At 59.0% G+C, this 16,648-nt stretch carries 13 protein-coding genes; 10 read left to right on the top strand and 3 right to left on the bottom strand.

Features of this window, described 5'->3' with window-relative positions; all coding sequences use genetic code 11:
* The first annotated feature begins 89 nt into the window (after nucleotides 1-89).
* From GGQ73_RS10440 to GGQ73_RS10395, 10 genes are all read left to right on the top strand, one after another.
* Nucleotides 90-1,289 (top strand): HlyD family secretion protein, encoded by a 1,200-nt coding sequence (locus GGQ73_RS10440; RefSeq protein ID WP_174153991.1) that lies wholly within the window; start codon nucleotides 90-92, stop codon nucleotides 1,287-1,289.
* 21 nt (nucleotides 1,290-1,310) lie between these two features.
* Nucleotides 1,311-2,894 (top strand): DHA2 family efflux MFS transporter permease subunit, encoded by a 1,584-nt coding sequence (locus GGQ73_RS10435; RefSeq protein ID WP_174153990.1) that lies wholly within the window; start codon nucleotides 1,311-1,313, stop codon nucleotides 2,892-2,894.
* Between the two features lie 354 nt (nucleotides 2,895-3,248).
* Complete coding sequence (locus GGQ73_RS10430) at nucleotides 3,249-4,274, top strand: LacI family DNA-binding transcriptional regulator (protein ID WP_174153989.1); 1,026 nt, start codon at nucleotides 3,249-3,251, stop codon at nucleotides 4,272-4,274.
* A 24-nt stretch (nucleotides 4,275-4,298) separates the two neighbouring features.
* Nucleotides 4,299-5,747: a xylulokinase gene (gene xylB / locus GGQ73_RS10425; RefSeq protein WP_183896051.1), complete on the top strand. Its 1,449-nt coding sequence runs from the start codon at nucleotides 4,299-4,301 to the stop codon at nucleotides 5,745-5,747.
* Nucleotides 5,748-5,926: 179 nt separating this feature from the next.
* Entirely contained in the window at nucleotides 5,927-7,237 is a 1,311-nt protein-coding gene (xylA, locus tag GGQ73_RS10420; RefSeq protein WP_183896049.1) for a xylose isomerase, read from the top strand.
* 579 nt (nucleotides 7,238-7,816) lie between these two features.
* The gene (locus GGQ73_RS10415) at nucleotides 7,817-8,449 is read left to right on the top strand and encodes an NAD(P)H-dependent oxidoreductase (protein WP_183896047.1); all 633 of its coding nucleotides are present in this window, start codon (nucleotides 7,817-7,819) and stop codon (nucleotides 8,447-8,449) included.
* A 321-nt stretch (nucleotides 8,450-8,770) separates the two neighbouring features.
* Entirely contained in the window at nucleotides 8,771-9,811 is a 1,041-nt protein-coding gene (locus tag GGQ73_RS10410; protein ID WP_183896155.1) for a methionine ABC transporter ATP-binding protein, read from the top strand.
* The gene (locus GGQ73_RS10405) at nucleotides 9,801-10,469 is read left to right on the top strand and encodes a methionine ABC transporter permease (protein ID WP_183896045.1); all 669 of its coding nucleotides are present in this window, start codon (nucleotides 9,801-9,803) and stop codon (nucleotides 10,467-10,469) included. The genes GGQ73_RS10410 and GGQ73_RS10405 overlap by 11 nt, the downstream gene beginning before the upstream one ends.
* A 28-nt stretch (nucleotides 10,470-10,497) precedes the next feature.
* Nucleotides 10,498-11,274, top strand: coding sequence for a MetQ/NlpA family ABC transporter substrate-binding protein (locus GGQ73_RS10400; RefSeq protein WP_183896043.1), 777 nt, complete (start codon nucleotides 10,498-10,500; stop codon nucleotides 11,272-11,274).
* Between the two features lie 201 nt (nucleotides 11,275-11,475).
* Nucleotides 11,476-13,668: a putative bifunctional diguanylate cyclase/phosphodiesterase gene (locus tag GGQ73_RS10395; protein WP_183896041.1), complete on the top strand. Its 2,193-nt coding sequence runs from the start codon at nucleotides 11,476-11,478 to the stop codon at nucleotides 13,666-13,668.
* A 152-nt stretch (nucleotides 13,669-13,820) separates the two neighbouring features.
* Here GGQ73_RS10395 and trhO read toward each other — a convergent pair whose 3' ends face one another.
* The 3 genes from trhO to GGQ73_RS10380 all read right to left on the bottom strand — a co-directional run bounded on the left by trhO (nucleotide 13,821) and on the right by GGQ73_RS10380 (nucleotide 16,259).
* Nucleotides 13,821-14,777: an oxygen-dependent tRNA uridine(34) hydroxylase TrhO gene (gene trhO / locus GGQ73_RS10390; protein ID WP_183896153.1), complete on the bottom strand. Its 957-nt coding sequence runs from the start codon at nucleotides 14,775-14,777 to the stop codon at nucleotides 13,821-13,823.
* Between the two features lie 101 nt (nucleotides 14,778-14,878).
* Nucleotides 14,879-15,787: a CHAD domain-containing protein gene (locus tag GGQ73_RS10385; protein ID WP_183896039.1), complete on the bottom strand. Its 909-nt coding sequence runs from the start codon at nucleotides 15,785-15,787 to the stop codon at nucleotides 14,879-14,881.
* A complete protein-coding gene (locus GGQ73_RS10380) occupies nucleotides 15,771-16,259 on the bottom strand; it encodes a CYTH domain-containing protein (protein WP_183896037.1) in 489 nt (162 codons plus the stop codon). The genes GGQ73_RS10385 and GGQ73_RS10380 overlap by 17 nt, the downstream gene beginning before the upstream one ends.
* Nucleotides 16,260-16,648 lie beyond the last annotated feature (389 nt).

The following is a 16,648-nucleotide window of genomic DNA, read 5'->3' as shown; positions in this document are numbered from 1 at the left end:
TTGATATGTGTCAGAAAAGAGATTAAGTCAATCGAACCGAACGGTTCAGTTCGACAATTCTTATCTCGCTTACAGTGAATGGTGTTACCATGTCGGCCCAGAAGAACGGTGCAGTCCGCGCAGTCAATTCGTCAGATGAAACCGAAGCTCGTGTCGAAGAGGCAAAGGCAGCCGACGCTCAGCCAGCTGCGGCACCCGCTGAAGCCGCCGCGCCTGAAAAGAAGAAGCGCAAATCTTTCGTTTTGCCGATCGTCGCCATTGCCATTCTGGCTGCCGGTGGCTGGTACGGCTATCAATACTGGACGGATGGCCGCTTCCTCATTTCCACGGATGATGCCTATGTGCAGGGCGATATCGCCGTCATCGCGCCGAAGGTCTCCGGCTATGTCGCCAAGGTCGAGGTCGTCGATAACCAAACGGTGAAGGCTGGCGATACACTCGTGACCCTTGACGATGGCGATTATCGCAATGCGCTGGAACAGGCGCAGGCCCAGCTTCAGACACAGCAGCTCTCGCTCAACCGCATCGATGCGCAGATTGCAGGCGCTGAGGCGTCTTTGCAGCAGGCCATTGCCCAAAAGGGCTCTCTGGATGCCGCATTGCGGGGTGCCGACATCAACCTGAAACGCGCCAGCGAACTTCAGGCCAAGGACGTCGGCACGGCTGCATCGTCTGATAACGCGCAGATCGCCATGGAACAGGCCAAGGCCAATCTGGTTGCCGGTGAGGCAGGCGTCGTGTCCGCTCAGGCAAATATCGATCTCCTCAGAGCCCAGCGAAAAGAAGCCGAAGGTTCGGTGAAGTCGCTGGAACTGTCTCGTGACAAGGCCGCGCGTGACCTGTCCTTCACGGTTCTTCGTGCGCCTTATGATGGCGTCATCGGCAACCTCTCGGTTCAGACGGGCGACCTTCTGTCAGTGGGCAAGCGCCTAGCGTCTCTGGTGCCGATGGACGATCTCTATATCGATGCCAATTTCAAGGAAACGCAGCTTGCCGATATCGAGCCCGGCTCCAAGGTGCGCGTGCATGTGGACGCCTTTGGCAAACATGATATCGAAGCCACGGTGCAGTCGATTTCGCCTGCGTCCGGCTCGGTCTTCTCCATGCTTCCGCCGGAAAATGCCACGGGCAACTTTACCAAGGTCATCCAGCGCGTGCCGGTTCGCATCGTCTTTTCCAAGGAAGATCTGGCCAAGCACAAGTTGCGTGCCGGTTTGAGCGTGGTGGTCGATGTCGATACCCGTACGGCACCCGACAAGACCCGCACAGCAGACAATCAGTCGAAGTAATCTTCGATAAGGACCAAGATCATGGCGGCAACAGCCAGTATGGCAGGCGGCAACGTCGCGGCGATCGATCCCCCCATGGATCGCCGACGCCTCATCGCGTTCTTTGCAATGGTGTTCGGCATGTTCATGTCGATCCTCGACATCCAGATCGTCTCGGCGTCGCTTGCGGAAATTCAGGCTGGTCTCGGTGCCGGGTCGGATGAAATCGCCTGGGTTCAGACCTCCTATCTGATCGCGGAAGTCATCATGATTCCGCTGTCGGGAACGCTTGCGCGCATCTTGTCGACGCGGGTGCTGTTTGCCACCTGCGCCGCAGGCTTCACCATTTCCAGCGCCCTGTGTGCGACGGCCACCAACATCGACCAGATGATCGTCTACCGATGCATTCAGGGCTTCATAGGCGGCGGCATGATCCCCTCCGTATTTGCCGCCGCCTTCACCATTTTCCCGGCTTCCAAGCGCTCGGTGGTGTCCCCCATCATCGGCCTTGTGGCAACGCTTGCACCCACCATCGGCCCCACGGTCGGCGGTTATCTGTCGAATGCCTTTTCCTGGCACTGGCTGTTCCTCGTCAACATCATTCCCGGCATCATCGTGACCCTGGTCACGTGGAATTTCATCGATTTCGACAAGCCGGAACTCTCTTTGTGGAAGAGGTTCGACTGGTGGGGACTGCTGTCGATGGGCGTCTTCCTCGGCTCGATGGAATATGTGCTGGAAGAGGGCAACAACAACGACTGGTTCAACGACACCCACATCGTCATCGGTGCTGTCGCCATGACAATCGGCGGCATCGCGTTCTTCTGGCGCGCCTTCAATGTCGATTTTCCGGTGGTGGACCTCAAAGCCTTTGCCGACCGAAATTTCTCCATCGGCTCGCTGTTTTCGTTCGTCATGGGCATCGGTCTTTACGGTTTGACCTATATGTATCCGCTCTATCTGGGGCGGGTGCGCGGCTACGATGCGCTGATGATCGGCGAGACAATGTTCGTCTCCGGCCTGGCCATGTTCTTTACGGCGCCGGTTGCGGGCAAGCTCTCCACCAAGCTCGATCCACGTGTCATGATGGCCATCGGTTTCATCAGCTTCGGTTCGGGAACGTGGATCATGACCCATGTGACGGCAGACTGGGACTTTTACGAGTTGCTGATCCCGCAGATCCTGCGCGGCTTCGGCCTGATGATGTGCATGGTGCCGATCAACAACATCGCGCTCGGCACGCTGCCGCCGGCCCGCATGAAAAACGCCTCCGGCCTCTTTAACCTCACCCGTAACCTCGGTGGCGCGGTGGGTCTTGCCATCATCAACACCATGCTCAGCCAGCGCACAGACGACCATTATTTCCGCATTGCCGAACACGTGAACTACGGCAATCCAGCCGCGTTGGAGTGGTTGAACAATGTCGGTGCAAACTACGATTCCTACGGTCTGGATGGATCATCCGTTGCCATCAAGAAGCTCGTCGGCGTGGTCTCGCAACAGGCATGGCTTCAGGCGTTTGCCGATGTCTTCCTGGCGCTGACAGTGCTGTTCAGCGCGCTGATTTTCCTGACGCTGCTCATCAACAAACCCAAAGCCGCGCCGCCGCCAGACGCCGCTCACTGATTTCCCCCATCCACCGCAGCGCTGAAGGGTCGCCAGAAATGGCGGCCCTTTTCGTTTGGGTTATCCAGCGTCGCGTGTGTGGTTCACCCCCCTCTGCCTTGCCAGGCATCTCCCCCTCAAGGGGGGAGATCAGGTAGACGCGCGCTCGTCACCCCATCCGCACCGTTAAAGGTGGCCAAGACATTGCCACGAGTCGATCTTCCCACCTGAGGGGGAGATGTCCGGCAGGACAGAGAGGGGTAAGCCACACACTCGAGCTTGAAACAAGGCCACTTCACTCTTCATGAGGTACGTACGTCATTTTCTGATTTACGGACGTCAGAATCTCGGCTAAGGACGGCTTGGGGAGAAACCATGAAGCCGACCGTTCACGATATCGCATCCAAGGCAGGCGTCAGTCTGGCAACCGTCGACCGGGTCATCAACCTGCGTCCGGGGGTGCATGCGGTCACACGTGCCAAGGTCGAGACGGCGATTTTGGAGCTGGGTTACGTCCGCGATATGGCGGCCGCCAATCTGGCAAAGGGTCGCTCTTACGCGCTGGTTTTCATCCTGCCCAACAACGACAATTCCTTCATGGCCGGTCTGCGCGCCGAGGTCAGGGCCGCCGCTTCCCGCTCTTATGTCGATCGCACATCCATCCGCATCATCGAGGTGCCACCCTTCGATGCGGCGGCCCTCGCCCAGGCGCTGGATGTGGCGCGGTTGGAGAAACCATCCGGCGTTGCCTTTGTCGCCATCGATGCTGAAGATGTGGTGGAGGCGGTAGACCGGCTGACCGATAGCGGCATTGCCGCCGTCACGCTCGTTTCCGATCTTACCGGTTCGCGACGCGACCATTTCGCAGGCGTCGACAATGTTGCCGCCGGTCGTACCGCCGCCAGCCTGATGGGCCGTTTCCTGCCGGAGAAGGGTGGAGATGTCGCTGTGCTGGCAGGCTCCATGCTGGTGAAGGACCACCGCGAGCGGCTCGCCGGTTTCAAGGCGGTGATGGAAGAGGAATTTCCCGACCTGCGCCTTCTGCCGGTTCTGGAAGGCCGCGACGACCCTGACACCGTCCAGCGATTGGTGGCGGAGTGTCTTGAGACCAATCCGCAGCTCCTGGGGCTTTACAGCCTGGGTGCGGGCAATCGCGGCCTCATCAAGGCGCTCAAATCATCGCGCCAGCTATCGTCGCCCTGCGTTATCGCCCACGAGTTGACCGAAAATACCACCAACGCGCTGGCGGAAGGTGTGCTGGATGCGGTGCTCAACCAGAATGCCGGTCACGAGGTGCGCAGCGCGATCAGGGTGCTGAAAGCTAGGGCCGATGGCCTTGCCGTTATCGAAGCGCAGGAACGCATTCGTATCGACATATTCTTGCGGGACAATCTCCCCTGAAACGACATAGGGAATGGAGGAAACATGTATCTCGGTCTCGATTTGGGAACATCCGGCGTCAAGGCGCTGCTGATCGACGGTGATCAGAATGTCATCGGTTCGGCCAATGGCGCGCTCGACGTTTCACGCCTCCACCATGGCTGGTCCGAGCAGAACCCGGCGGACTGGATCACCGCCACGCAAACAGCGATTGCTGGCCTGAAGGCGAAGCACCCAAAAGAGCTGGCCGCAGTCAAGGGCATCGGCCTGTCAGGGCATATGCACGGCGCGACGCTGGTGGATGCGGCGGGCGATGTCCTGCGTCCCTGCATTCTATGGAACGACACGCGCTCTCACGCCGAAGCGGCAAAGCTCGATGCCGATCCACGTTTCCGCACGATTACCGGCAACATCGTGTTTCCCGGCTTCACCGCACCCAAGCTTGTCTGGGTTGCCAATAACGAGCCGGACGTTTTCGCCAAGGTCGCGAAGGTCCTTTTGCCGAAAGATTATCTGCGGCTTTGGCTGACGGGCGAGTATATGTCCGACATGTCGGACTCGGCGGGCACCTCATGGCTCGATACCGGCGCGCGCAAGTGGTCGTCCGACTTGCTGGAGGCCACCGGCCTGACTGAAGACCATATGCCATCTCTTGTGGAAGGAACCGAGGAAGCCGGCACGCTGCGCCCTGATCTTGCCTCCTCATGGGGCATTTCTGCCAAGGTCGTGGTTGCGGGTGGAGCAGGCGACAATGCCGCGTCCGCCTGCGGCATGGGCACGGTGTCCGAAGGCCACGCCTTCGTTTCGCTCGGGACATCCGGCGTGTTGTTTGCCGCCAACGCCTCCTATCTGCCCAAGCCGGAAAGCGCCGTTCACGCCTTCTGCCACGCGCTGCCCGACACTTGGCACCAGATGGGCGTCATTCTCTCAGCCACCGATGCGCTGAACTGGTATTCCGGTATCACGGGCAAATCCGCTGGCGATCTTTCAACGGAACTGGGCGACCAGCTGAAGGCACCCACAGGCGTCACCTTCGCGCCGTATCTTTCGGGCGAACGCACGCCTCACAATGACGCAGCCATTCGCGGCTCCTTCGTCGGCCTATCTCACGAAAGCGACCGCAAGGCGCTGACGCAGGCTGTCATGGAAGGCGTGACCTTCGCCATCAGAGACAATCTCGAAGCCTTGAAATCCGCAGGCACCTCGATTTCCCGCGTCACCGCCATCGGCGGTGGCTCGCGCTCGCGCTACTGGCTGGCCTCGATTGCCACATCGCTTGGGGTGCCCGTGGATATTCCGGCGGAGGGCGACTTTGGCGCCGCCTTTGGCGCGGCGCGTCTGGGCCTGATTGCCGCGACCGGGGTGGACCCCGTTGTCGTGTGTTCTCAGCCGGAAACGGAGGAGACGATCGAGCCGGTTTCGGCGCTGGGCGATGCCTATGAGGAGGCTTATGAGCGATATCGAGCGCTTTATCCGGCAATCCGCAACATCTGATTTGAGAAAGAACCCCTCCCCAACCCCTCCCCACAAGGGGGAGGGGCTTATCTGCCCCGATCAAGCTTTGCGGCAAGGGTGGAACTGGTGCCTCGAATTCTCTCCCCCTTGTGGGGGAGATGCCGGCAGGCAGAGGGGGCTTTTGCAACAACAACGAGTTCAAAAGGGAGAAACCAACCATGACCACAGGCTTTTTCGGCGACATCCAGAAAATCAAATATGAAGGCCCTGACAGCACCAATCCGCTGGCCTTTCGGCATTACAACCCCGATGAGATCGTCGGCGGGAAACGGATGGAAGACCACTTGCGCTTTGCGGTGGCCTATTGGCACACCTTCACATGGCCGGGCGGCGACCCTTTCGGTGGCCAGACTTTCGAGCGTCCGTGGTTCGAAGATACGATGCAGGCCGCCAAGCTGAAGGCCGATGTCGCGTTCGAATTCTTTTCGCTGCTCGGATCGCCGTTTTATTGTTTCCACGATGCCGACGTGCGCCCCGAAGGCAAGACATTTGCGGAAAACACGAAGAACCTCAACGAGATCGTCGATTATTTCGGCCAGAAGCAGGCAGACACCGGCGTCAAGCTTCTGTGGGGTACGGCCAACCTCTTCTCCAACCGCCGCTTCATGTCGGGTGCCGCCACCAACCCGGACCCTGACGTTTTTGCCTATTCCGCAGCGACCGTCAAAACCTGCATGGACGCCACCAAGACGCTGGGCGGCGCCAATTATGTTCTGTGGGGCGGTCGTGAAGGCTATGAAACCCTGCTCAACACCGATGTGAAGCGCGAGCTGGACCAGCTTGGCCGCTTCCTCAATCTGGTGGTCGAATACAAGTACAAGATCGGCTTTGAAGGCACGATCCTGATCGAGCCCAAGCCGCAGGAGCCCACCAAGCACCAATACGACTACGACGTCGCGACCGTTTACGCCTTCCTGCAAAAACACGGTCTGGACAAGGAAGTGAAGGTCAACATCGAGCAGGGCCACGCCATTCTGGCCGGCCACTCTTTCGAGCATGAGCTGGCCATGGCCAATGCCTTCGGCATTTTCGGCTCCATCGACATGAACCGCAACGATTACCAGTCCGGTTGGGATACCGACCAGTTTCCAAACAACGTGCCGGAAATGGCGCTGGCCTATTACCACGTGCTGGCGGGCGGCGGCTTCAAGAATGGCGGCACCAACTTCGACAGCAAGCTGCGCCGTCAGTCGCTCGACCCGGCCGACCTGCTGATCGGCCATATCGGCGGCATGGATTGCTGCGCCCGTGGCCTCAAGGCTGCGGCGAAGATGATCGAGGACAAGGCCCTGTCGCAGCCACTGGCAGACCGCTATGCCAAGTGGGATTCGCCAGATGCTCAAAAGCTTTTGCGCGGTGAGCTGAAGCTGGATGAGATCGCGGCGATGGTCGAGCGCGACAACATCAATCCTGAGCCAAAATCGGGGCGTCAGGAATATCTTGAGAACGTGGTCAACCGCTACGTTTGATGGTGTCGCCTGCCCTTGTGGCAGGCACGGCCCGTCACCCCGCACCTGGTGCGGGGTGAGGACGGCAAGGCATGGTCTCGCGTTGTCCGGATCGTTTGAGCCTGTTGCTCTCGCGAAGCTGCCAAAAAATAAAATTATTTTTTTCTCCACACGCTCTAAACCCACCGCATACTGCCCGTGCTTTCGAAGCAAAGGGGTGCGACGCGCGGCGCCCTCACGGTTTGAAAGCCGGTACCGACAAGCGGCAGCTCTAAAAAAGAGGGCCGTTTCCGTGGACCCACCTCTTGCCACTGGCCAGGCAAGGGACCGGGCGTTCCGATAGGTATCGTGAAAGTCGCTTTGTTACCGGGTCCGGCAAATGCCAAGACCTCTACCATACCTGCCAATGCAACATGCATTTGCCGGACATTCATCATCCCTCCGGTTCGCCTTTCATAAGGCGAACCGGAGACGATTTCGTATGGTTGTGCGTCCGTGCCGTCTTGTGTGCAGCGCAACATGACCTATCTGTGTTGGGTTTACGGAGATCCCGGTCGGGCGCAGGCGCGCCACATCGCGAGGTCCCCCAAGGAGATTTTTATGCTGATCGAAAAATTGAACTGGCGTTATGCCACCAAGAAGATGGACCCTGCCAAGTCCGTTTCGCAGGACAAGGTCGACCGCATCATCGAGGCTGCGCGGTTGGCGCCGACATCGAGTGGCTTGCAGCCTTTCGAAATCATCGTTGTCACCAACCCGGAAACCCGTGCCAAGATTCAGGAAATTTCCTGGAACCAGGCACAGGTGACCGAAGGCTCGCACCTTCTGGTGTTCGCGGCGTGGGACACCTACACCGCAGACCGCATCAACCACATGTTCGATCTTACCAATGACGAGCGCGGTTTCAAAAACGAAGGCTGGGAAAAATATCGTCAGTCCCTGCTGTCGTCCTATCCACAGCGTGATGCCGAAGTAAACTTTCAGCACGCCGCGCGTCAGGCTTACATCGCTTTCGCCATGGCCGTTGCGCAGGCTGCATTCGAGGGTGTGGATTCCACGCCGATGGAAGGTTTCGACCCCGACAAGCTGGACGAAATTCTCGGCCTTCGTGAGAAGGGCCTGCGTTCTGCAGTCATTCTCCCGCTCGGCTATCGTCAGGAAGAGGGTGACTGGCTCGTCAATCTGAAGAAGGTCCGCCGTCCGCTGGACGAGCTCGTCACGACGATCAAGTGATCAACTGATGGTGAAATAAGGTCAATTTTTTCAGCAATCGCTCATAATTGAAAAATCATGCCTATAAAATGGTATCGCAGACAGGCATGTTTGCGATACACACAGCCGATCCCGGCTCGTCTAGGCTCCGGCTTGTTCAAGGAAAGTCCATTGTAATGCTCAGGAATGTCTTGCCTGGTCGAATGTGCCTCACGGCAGCATGAAAGCGGCTTTCCCTGCCGCCGGGTTTCGACACAACAGATTTCGTTCGAAGAGCATTTTATGACACCTCACACTTCATCTGCCGGTTCCGCGCCATCCGGTCCTGTGCACAGCGACCCGATGGTCGCATTCGAGGCGGTTACCAAGACCTTTGGTGATCCCCGCAGACAGACATCCTTCACCGCTCTTGCGGGTGTTGATTATATCGTGCCCAGAGGTTCTATTTCCGGCATCATCGGCCGTTCCGGTGCGGGCAAGTCCACCCTCATCCGCCTGGTCAATGGTCTGGAGCGTCCAAGTTCCGGCAGGGTTGCGGTCGATGGCGTGGACGTTGGCGCGCTTGATGAGCCTGGTCTGCGTACCCTTCGCCGGTCTGTGGGGATGATCTTCCAGCACTTCAATCTTCTCTCCTCGCGCACGGCCTATGATAACGTCGCTCTACCCCTGGAAATCGCCGGTGTGTCGCGCGCCGAGATCAGCCGCAAGGTCGGGCCGCTGCTCGATCTGGTCGGGCTTGGCGACAAGGCCAAGCGCTATCCGGCAGAGCTTTCGGGCGGTCAGAAGCAGCGCGTTGGCATTGCCCGTGCGCTGGCGACCGAGCCGAAGCTTCTTCTGTCGGATGAAGCGACCTCCGCGCTCGACCCGGAGACGACGCAATCCATTCTGGAACTGCTCAAAAAGATCAATGCCGAGCTCGGCCTCACCGTCCTTCTCATCACCCATGAGATGGAGGTGGTGAAGACCATCGCCTCACAGGTGGCGGTCATCGACAAGGGTCTGATCGTGGAAGCGGGCAGCACTTTCGACATCTTCACCAATCCGCGCCATGAGACGACCCGCAGCCTGCTATCATCCGCCGTCGGGGTGAAGCTGCCCCATTGGGTCACGTCTGGTTTGAAGCCGGATGCTGCGCCCGGCGACCGCGTGCTGGTGCGTCTCGTCTTCTTCGGCGATACGGCCTTTCAGCCGCTGACGGCGCGGCTGGTCGCGGAAATCGGCCCTGACGTGAATATTCTTGCTGGTACCATCGAGGAAATATCCGGCCAGCCTTACGGCTCGCTGGTGGTGTCCTATCCGGCAACGCCTGACGTGACAGCGCGTGCCGGACGTTTTTATGCCGAAACTGGCCTTGCGACGGAGGTGCTCGGTTATGTCGCCTGATATGCTGTTTACCGTTCTCTGGAAGGGGTTGATCCAGACACTGCACATGGTGGCGGTGTCCGGTCTCGTCGGCTCTTTGCTCGGCTTGCCCATCGGCATCTTTCTGGCCACCAGTGGCAAGGGAGAGCTGTTTGAAGCACCCATGATCAACCGGATCATCGGGCTCATCGTCAATGCCGCCCGCTCAACGCCCTTCATTATTCTGGTGGTGGCCATCATTCCGTTCACACGCCTTGTGGCGGGAACCTCCATTGGCACCTCTGCCGCCATTGTTCCGCTGACGGTCGCGACCGTGCCGTTTGTGGCGCGTCTGGTGGAAGCCGCCATCCGTGAAGTGGACAAGGGCCTGATCGAGGCAGCCCGCGCCATGGGTGCAACGCCGCTTCAGATCGTCACCAAGGTGCTGCTGGCGGAAGCAAGGCCCGGCATCACACTGGCGCTGACGCTCACGCTCGTCAGTCTCATCGGCTACTCGGCCATGGTCGGCGCTGTCGGCGGCGGTGGTCTGGGTGACCTGGGTATTCGCTATGGCTACCAGCGGTTCATGCCGGATGTGATGCTGGTCGTCGTCGTCGTTCTCATCGTGCTTGTCCAGATCGTGCAAAGCGCCGGTGACGCGCTGGCCCGCAGCTTCGACAAGCGCAATCGCAAAAACTAAAACACGTCTAGGTAAAGGAGACATCCACATGAAAAAACTCATCATCGCTGCTTCGCTCGCGGCCCTGTTTGCGGGTAGCGCGCTGGCCGAAACCATCAAGATCGGTGTGACACCAGCGGAACACGCGCAGATCATGGAGCAGGTCAAGAAGGTCGCGGCCGCCAAGGGTCTCGATATAGAAATCCTGGAATTCTCTGACTATGTCGTCCCCAACCAGGCGCTGGCCGATGGAGAGCTCCAGGCCAATTCCTTCCAGCACCAGCCCTACCTCGACAATCAGGTCGCAGATCGCAAGTTCGATCTCGTCAGCGTCGGCACCACCATCACGACACCGATGGGCGTCTATTCCAAGAAGGTGAAGAGCCTTGACGAGCTGAAAGACGGCGCGACCATCGGTATTCCGAACGATCCGACCAATGGTGGCCGCGCCATTCTGGTTCTGGCCTCCAAGGGTCTGATCAAGGTCAACCCTGACGTGGGGCTCAAGGTGACGCCTGCCGACATCACCGAAAACCCGAAGAACATCCAGCTCGTGGAACTCGATGCCGCCCAGCTGCCGCGTTCGCTTGACGATACCGACGCATCGGTCATCAACACCAATTATGCGACAGCTGCCGGTCTCAACCCGAAGAAGGATTCCATCGCCATCGAAAGCGAGAAATCCCCTTACGCCAATGTCATCGCCGTGCGCTCGCAGGACAAGGATGCACCGTGGGTCAAGACGCTCGTGGAATCCTACCAGAGCCCTGAAGTGAAGAGCTTCATCGTTGAGAAATACAACGGCACGGTCATTCCGTCCTGGTAATCGGCTCTTTCATCGACCTTTCTTACGACCTCTCCCATGCTTGTGGGGGAGGTCTTTTTACGATTGGTTATCCCTAACAACAAACGTTGTCATGTTTGCCACCAGCGTGTGGCGATTGGTGCGGCCTCGGGCGGTATTTTAATACCTTTTGAAGACTTGATGCGGAATATGCAGCCTTCAGGGGAAAAAAGATGCTGCCAGATGTCGCGTAAGCACGCCAGAACACTGTCGATCGGCCGGAGCACCGCCGTGGCTGGTGTTTTGTCTGCGCTTGCCATTGTCGTCGTCATCGTCACCGTCCTCATTCTGTCCGCTCTGGGCGATGTCGCCAAGAACACCAATGCGCTGGATGAACAGCGTTCGCTGGAAACGACATCCGGTGCCCTTTCCACCTTCCTCAACCAGCTGACCGCGACCCTCAACGATTACGCGGCCTGGGACGACGCTGCACGGTTTGCCTATGCTCCCGATGGTCTGGAATGGCTCATCAGCAATTACGGTGACATGACCGTCAACAGCGAGCTTTTCGACACGGCTGTCCTCATCGACGTCAATGATCAGGTGTTGATGTCCTACCGCAAGGGCATGCCAACGGAATGGTCTCTTTCAGACTACTTCGGAGATGGCCTGACGGGCTTGATCCACAAGGTGCGTTCGGTTCCGCTGGGGCAGGATCCCGAAGTCGCGGGTTTTCTGCGCACCAAGGACGGTATCGCCGCCGTGGGTATCGCCTTGGTGCGCAATAAATCCGGCCTGCTTGACGTGCCTGAGGCCGCGCGGCGGTATCTGATCTTCGCGCGCCATTTGACGACGGAAACGGTCGAGAAGCTGGCGCATACCTACGTCCTCAACGGGCTTTCCCTGCAGCCCGCCGACACGCAACCGGATTACTTCGTCAGTATCGTGGATCCCCGTGGGCAGGTTCTGGGCAATCTGACATGGAAGTCGCAAATGCCGGGTGACATCAGCATGCGTGAGGTAAAACCGCGCATTCTCGCCGCCAATGCCATCACGCTCCTGTTTTTCCTCGCGCTGATCGCCATTGGCAGTGCGGCGCTCAAAAAGCTCAAAAGCGACGAGCGGTCTGCCCGTCTCGAGCTGTTGAGCGATCGGCTGACCGGTCTCTACAACCGCACCGGATTGTTCCAAGGCCTGAGGAAGCACCTGCTGCAATCGGCTGAGGACAACAGCTACGTCAATCTCATCTATCTCGATCTGGATGGCTTCAAGGAGGTCAACGATTCCTTCGGCCACGGTGCAGGGGACCTGCTGATCAAGGGTGTTGCCGCGGCCTTGAAGGTGCTCGTGCCAGACGGGACCTTGCTCGCGCGGCTGGGCGGAGACGAATTCGCTGTCGTCCTGCAAGGCCCGGATGCCCGCATCGAAGGCCGCAAGCTTTGCGATGACATTCTCACGCTGTTTTCTGAACCCTTCATGATCGGCGAGCGGGTGGCGGCCATTGGCTGCAGCATCGGTACCGCCGTTGCAAAGAGTGGCGATATCGACGGCGAGGAACTGCTGCGCCGCGCCGATATGGCAATGTACGAGGCCAAGGAAAACGGCCGCGGTCGCTATATGGCCTACGAGCCGTACATGGATACGCGCCGTGAGGAAAAGAACCAGCTCGAGGCCGACCTCAAATATGCCATCGAGCAGGACGAGATCAAGGTCGTGTTCCAGCCCGTGGTCAACACACTCACCCGCCGCATTACCGGTGTCGAGGCGTTGGCCCGCTGGAACCGCGCGGGTTACGGCCCGGTGTCGCCGGATGTTTTTATTGCTGCAGCCGAAAGCAGCGGGCTCATTGATCAGCTGGGCCTTGCCGTTTTGCGCAAGGCCTGCCACGAGGCCGTCGCGTGGCCGGGCGTGAAGCTTGCCGTCAACGTGTCGCCTGTCCAGTTCAGAAACCCGCTCTTTGCCGCCCAGGTTCTGGCCATTCTAAACCAAAACAGTATCGCGCCGACGCGGGTCATGCTGGAAATGACAGAAGGCTATTTCATTCACCAGCCCGAGCGGGCAGGGACTGCCATCGAAAAGCTCAAGCAGATCGGCGTGAGCATCGCGCTGGATGATTTCGGCTCCGGCTTTGCCAGCATCGGCTATCTGCGCCGCTTCGGCTTTAACCGCATGAAGATCGACAAGTCGCTGGTGGTGGCCCTGGACGAGGGTGGTCGCTCGCTGGAAATGCTGACAGCCACCGTCGCGCTCGCCCGTTCGCTCGGCATCCCTGTGACCGCAGAGGGCATCGAAACGGAAGACCAGGCCGCCATCCTGCAACTGTGTGGCTGCGATGAATTGCAGGGCTATCTGTTCTCGCGCCCTGTTCCGGCGGAAGAGATATTGCCGCTGCTGGACGCCCAGGATGCGCCGGTGGAGCATCGGAAGGTTTCGTGAGGTTTCAGGCGGCGCGGTTGGTTACCTCTCCCTGAAACACGCCGCCATCCTCGGGCTTGACCCGAGGATCTAACGAACCTCACCATCGAACGTGATCAGATCCTCGGGTCAAGTCCGGGAATGACGCAGGAGATGGCAGAAAAGCCCGCCACCTACCGACCAATATGCTTCTCGCCGCGCGTCTTCGCCAGATCGATCTGTTTCTGGCGGTTGCGGAAGCGGGTGCGATCTTCTTCGGTGCGGTCGTCGTAGCAGCTAGGGCAGGAGACGCCTTCCTCGAACTTTGGTGACAGGCGAACCTCCGGCGTGATCGGGTTGCGGCAGGCGTGGCAGAGCTGGTGGTCACCTTCTGCCAGGCCGTGAACGACGGAGACGCGCTCGTCGAAGACGAAGCAGGCGCCTTCCCAAAGGCTTTCCTCTTCCGGTACCTCTTCCAGATATTTCAGAATGCCGCCCTTGAGGTGATACACCTCGTCAAAGCCCTGATCCTTCATGAAGGCGGTCGCCTTTTCGCAGCGAATGCCGCCGGTGCAGTACATGGCGATCTTCGGCTTGTCGTGCAGGCCGGGATTGTTCTTCACCCAGTCGGGGAACTCGCGGAACGTCTTGGTCTGCGGATCGACCGCGCCCTTGAAGAGGCCGATGGCGGTCTCGTAATCGTTGCGGGTATCGATGAGGATGGTATCGGGATCGGAAATCAACGCATTCCAGTCCTTCGGATCGACATAGGTGCCGACGATCTGGTTGGGATCGATGTCGGCCACGCCCATGGTAACGATTTCCTGCTTCAGCTTCACCTTCATGCGCACGAAGGGCATCTTGGAAGCGCGGCTTTCCTTGTGCTCCAGCGCGGCGAACTCCGGCTGGGCGCGCAGAAAGGCCAGAATGTTTCCAACACCCTCATCTGTTCCGGCAATCGTGCCGTTGATGCCTTCGGCAGCCAAAAGCAGCGTGCCCTTGACGGCGTTTTGCTGGCACAGCGTAAACAGCGGTTCGCGCATGGTTTCAAACCGCGCAAAGCGGGCGAAATGATACAGCGCAGCCACAAGAAAATCCTCCGCTGCTGGCTGCGCGGCGTCCAGGCGGGGCAGGGTAGAGGTCTTGGTCATGGCGGCTGAAATACAGCCAGACGCGCTTTTGCGCAATCATATTTCGCGTGTCTGCTGTGTGGCCAGGGCGAATTGAATTGGGCAAAACCGTGCGATACCGGTCAGGCCGCCGCGTATTCCCACAAAAGACTGACGATGTCGCTTTCTGTCTTGGCGGATTCGGCAAACACATGGTCTGCCAGATCGAGGCACTCCTTCCGCAGCGCCTGCTGGCGGTGGATGATCGCCTCTCGCAGCAGCGCAAGCGTATCGCCCTCTGCAAAGCGCTCCGGCTCATCATCGGCAAGCGCTGCCAGCACCGACAGGTCGTGCTCGTGGCCAAGCAGATCGACCAGCCGTTTGGCATCGATTTTCTTGGCGCGCATGGCCGAAGGCCAGATTTTGCGCATCAGCGCCAGATGCATCCAGTAGACCTGCCCGCTCTTGCGCAGATCGTGAAAATCCTCGTCCTCGGCCTTGTCGTGACAGTGGCGCATAGCATCCCGCGCGTTCCGACGCTGTTTCAGCCACGTCTGCCGGATGCGCTTTGCCGCCGTCTTCTTGCCCGAGGGCAGGGACAGTTGCAGCAAGGCGTGCTTGCCCTTTTCGCATTCGGTCAACGCCGCATCGATGCGTGCGGGCAGATCGCCGTCATCGCGGGTCATCGCATCGCGCCGTTCAGCCAGCGCATCGTGGGCAGAGGCAAGCGCCTGGGTTTCGGCGTCCGAGCGGCTGAATTGCTGGAGGTGGTGGATGGTTTCCACGAGTGCCGCTGCCTCGCGCGCCTGCGACAACGAGCGGGCAATATCGCGAAAGCGAATGTTTTCGGCCTTGCGGAATTTCGGGTCTTCATCTGCCACGAACCGATAGAGGGCGCGCAGGCGCTTGAACTTCTTGCGGGCATCATGCACGGCGGCATGCGGGCCATCGGGCTGAAGCGACAGGGCCGCCATGGCCTCGTCGATCAGTTCCACGCCTGTCCGGCGCAGTTCTTCAGCGAAGGGTTTTTTCGGATCAATCCGGAATGACATGGCATAGCTCGGTGCTGAGATCATCTGTCGCCAGATGCTGGTTGGAATAACGGTGGTCGCCGGTGACCTCCTCACCGATCCATGCGGGCAGCGCAGGCTGGTCGGTCTCGGTGCTCAACTCCACCTCGGCCACGACGAGACCCCGATAGAGACCATCGAACACGTCGATTTCCCAGACGAAACCCTCATGTTCGACGGTGTAGCGAATCTTTTCGAGGATGAAGCCGGGGGCCGAATTTAACAGTTCCTCCGCGTCTGCGACGGGAATGTCGTATTCATATTCGTCGCGCACCAGACTGTCGGTGCCGACCTTGATGGTCAGCTTCGCGGCGTCCTCACCCATGACCCGGACCCGAACCGAGCGGTCTTCCAGCGAGACGATATAGCCCTGGCGAAACCGCGTGCGTGTGGCGATATCCTCGTGCCAGCTATCATCTTTCACCAGAAACTTGCGTTCGATTTCTTTTGCCATTCAAGGTCCTGCCTGATTTTCAGGCACCCTAGAGCGTTTCCTTGTTAAATGGAAACAGTTCTGTTGGTTCAAACGGGATCGACTGCTTGTCCGGAGGGCGCGTGGCGTAGCCTTAGCATACGGCCAAGCCGTCCGGGCAGGCAGATGGCCCGTTTCAACCAACCCGGGGGGCCGGGCATATTTCCGCCAGGACAAAGGCGATCGGCTCGACCGTACCTTAGGGTATGACCTTCGCCAATCGCCTTTGTCCTGACGAAAATATGCTCCGGCAGAACGTTTCCATTTAACAAGGAAACGCTCTGGCGCAAGCCACTGTCATGAAAAAGCAATGAAACTGAAATATTTCATTTTGCCTCGACAGGTCAGGCTTTGCGCGGTAATTGATTGCG

The organism is Rhizobium skierniewicense (assembly GCF_014196515.1).
Lineage (GTDB): Bacteria > Pseudomonadota > Alphaproteobacteria > Rhizobiales > Rhizobiaceae > Agrobacterium > Agrobacterium skierniewicense.
This window is presented reverse-complemented; position numbering and strand designations above follow the sequence as displayed.

Bases quoted from the DNA above. Each gene is read 5' to 3' on its own strand.
- GGQ73_RS10440 (WP_174153991.1), top strand. From the start codon at position 90: ATGTCGGCCCAGAAGAACGGTGCAGTCCGCGCAGTCAATTCGTCAGAT.
- xylB (WP_183896051.1), top strand. From the start codon at position 4,299: ATGTATCTCGGTCTCGATTTGGGAACATCCGGCGTCAAGGCGCTGCTG.
- GGQ73_RS10415 (WP_183896047.1), top strand. From the start codon at position 7,817: ATGCTGATCGAAAAATTGAACTGGCGTTATGCCACCAAGAAGATGGAC.
- GGQ73_RS10385 (WP_183896039.1), bottom strand. From the start codon at position 15,787: ATGTCATTCCGGATTGATCCGAAAAAACCCTTCGCTGAAGAACTGCGC.
- trhO (WP_183896153.1), bottom strand. From the start codon at position 14,777: ATGACCAAGACCTCTACCCTGCCCCGCCTGGACGCCGCGCAGCCAGCA.
- GGQ73_RS10400 (WP_183896043.1), top strand. From the start codon at position 10,498: ATGAAAAAACTCATCATCGCTGCTTCGCTCGCGGCCCTGTTTGCGGGT.
- GGQ73_RS10430 (WP_174153989.1), top strand. From the start codon at position 3,249: ATGAAGCCGACCGTTCACGATATCGCATCCAAGGCAGGCGTCAGTCTG.
- GGQ73_RS10395 (WP_183896041.1), top strand. From the start codon at position 11,476: ATGTCGCGTAAGCACGCCAGAACACTGTCGATCGGCCGGAGCACCGCC.
- GGQ73_RS10435 (WP_174153990.1), top strand. From the start codon at position 1,311: ATGGCGGCAACAGCCAGTATGGCAGGCGGCAACGTCGCGGCGATCGAT.
- xylA (WP_183896049.1), top strand. From the start codon at position 5,927: ATGACCACAGGCTTTTTCGGCGACATCCAGAAAATCAAATATGAAGGC.
- GGQ73_RS10380 (WP_183896037.1), bottom strand. From the start codon at position 16,259: ATGGCAAAAGAAATCGAACGCAAGTTTCTGGTGAAAGATGATAGCTGG.
- GGQ73_RS10410 (WP_183896155.1), top strand. From the start codon at position 8,771: ATGGTCGCATTCGAGGCGGTTACCAAGACCTTTGGTGATCCCCGCAGA.
- GGQ73_RS10405 (WP_183896045.1), top strand. From the start codon at position 9,801: ATGTCGCCTGATATGCTGTTTACCGTTCTCTGGAAGGGGTTGATCCAG.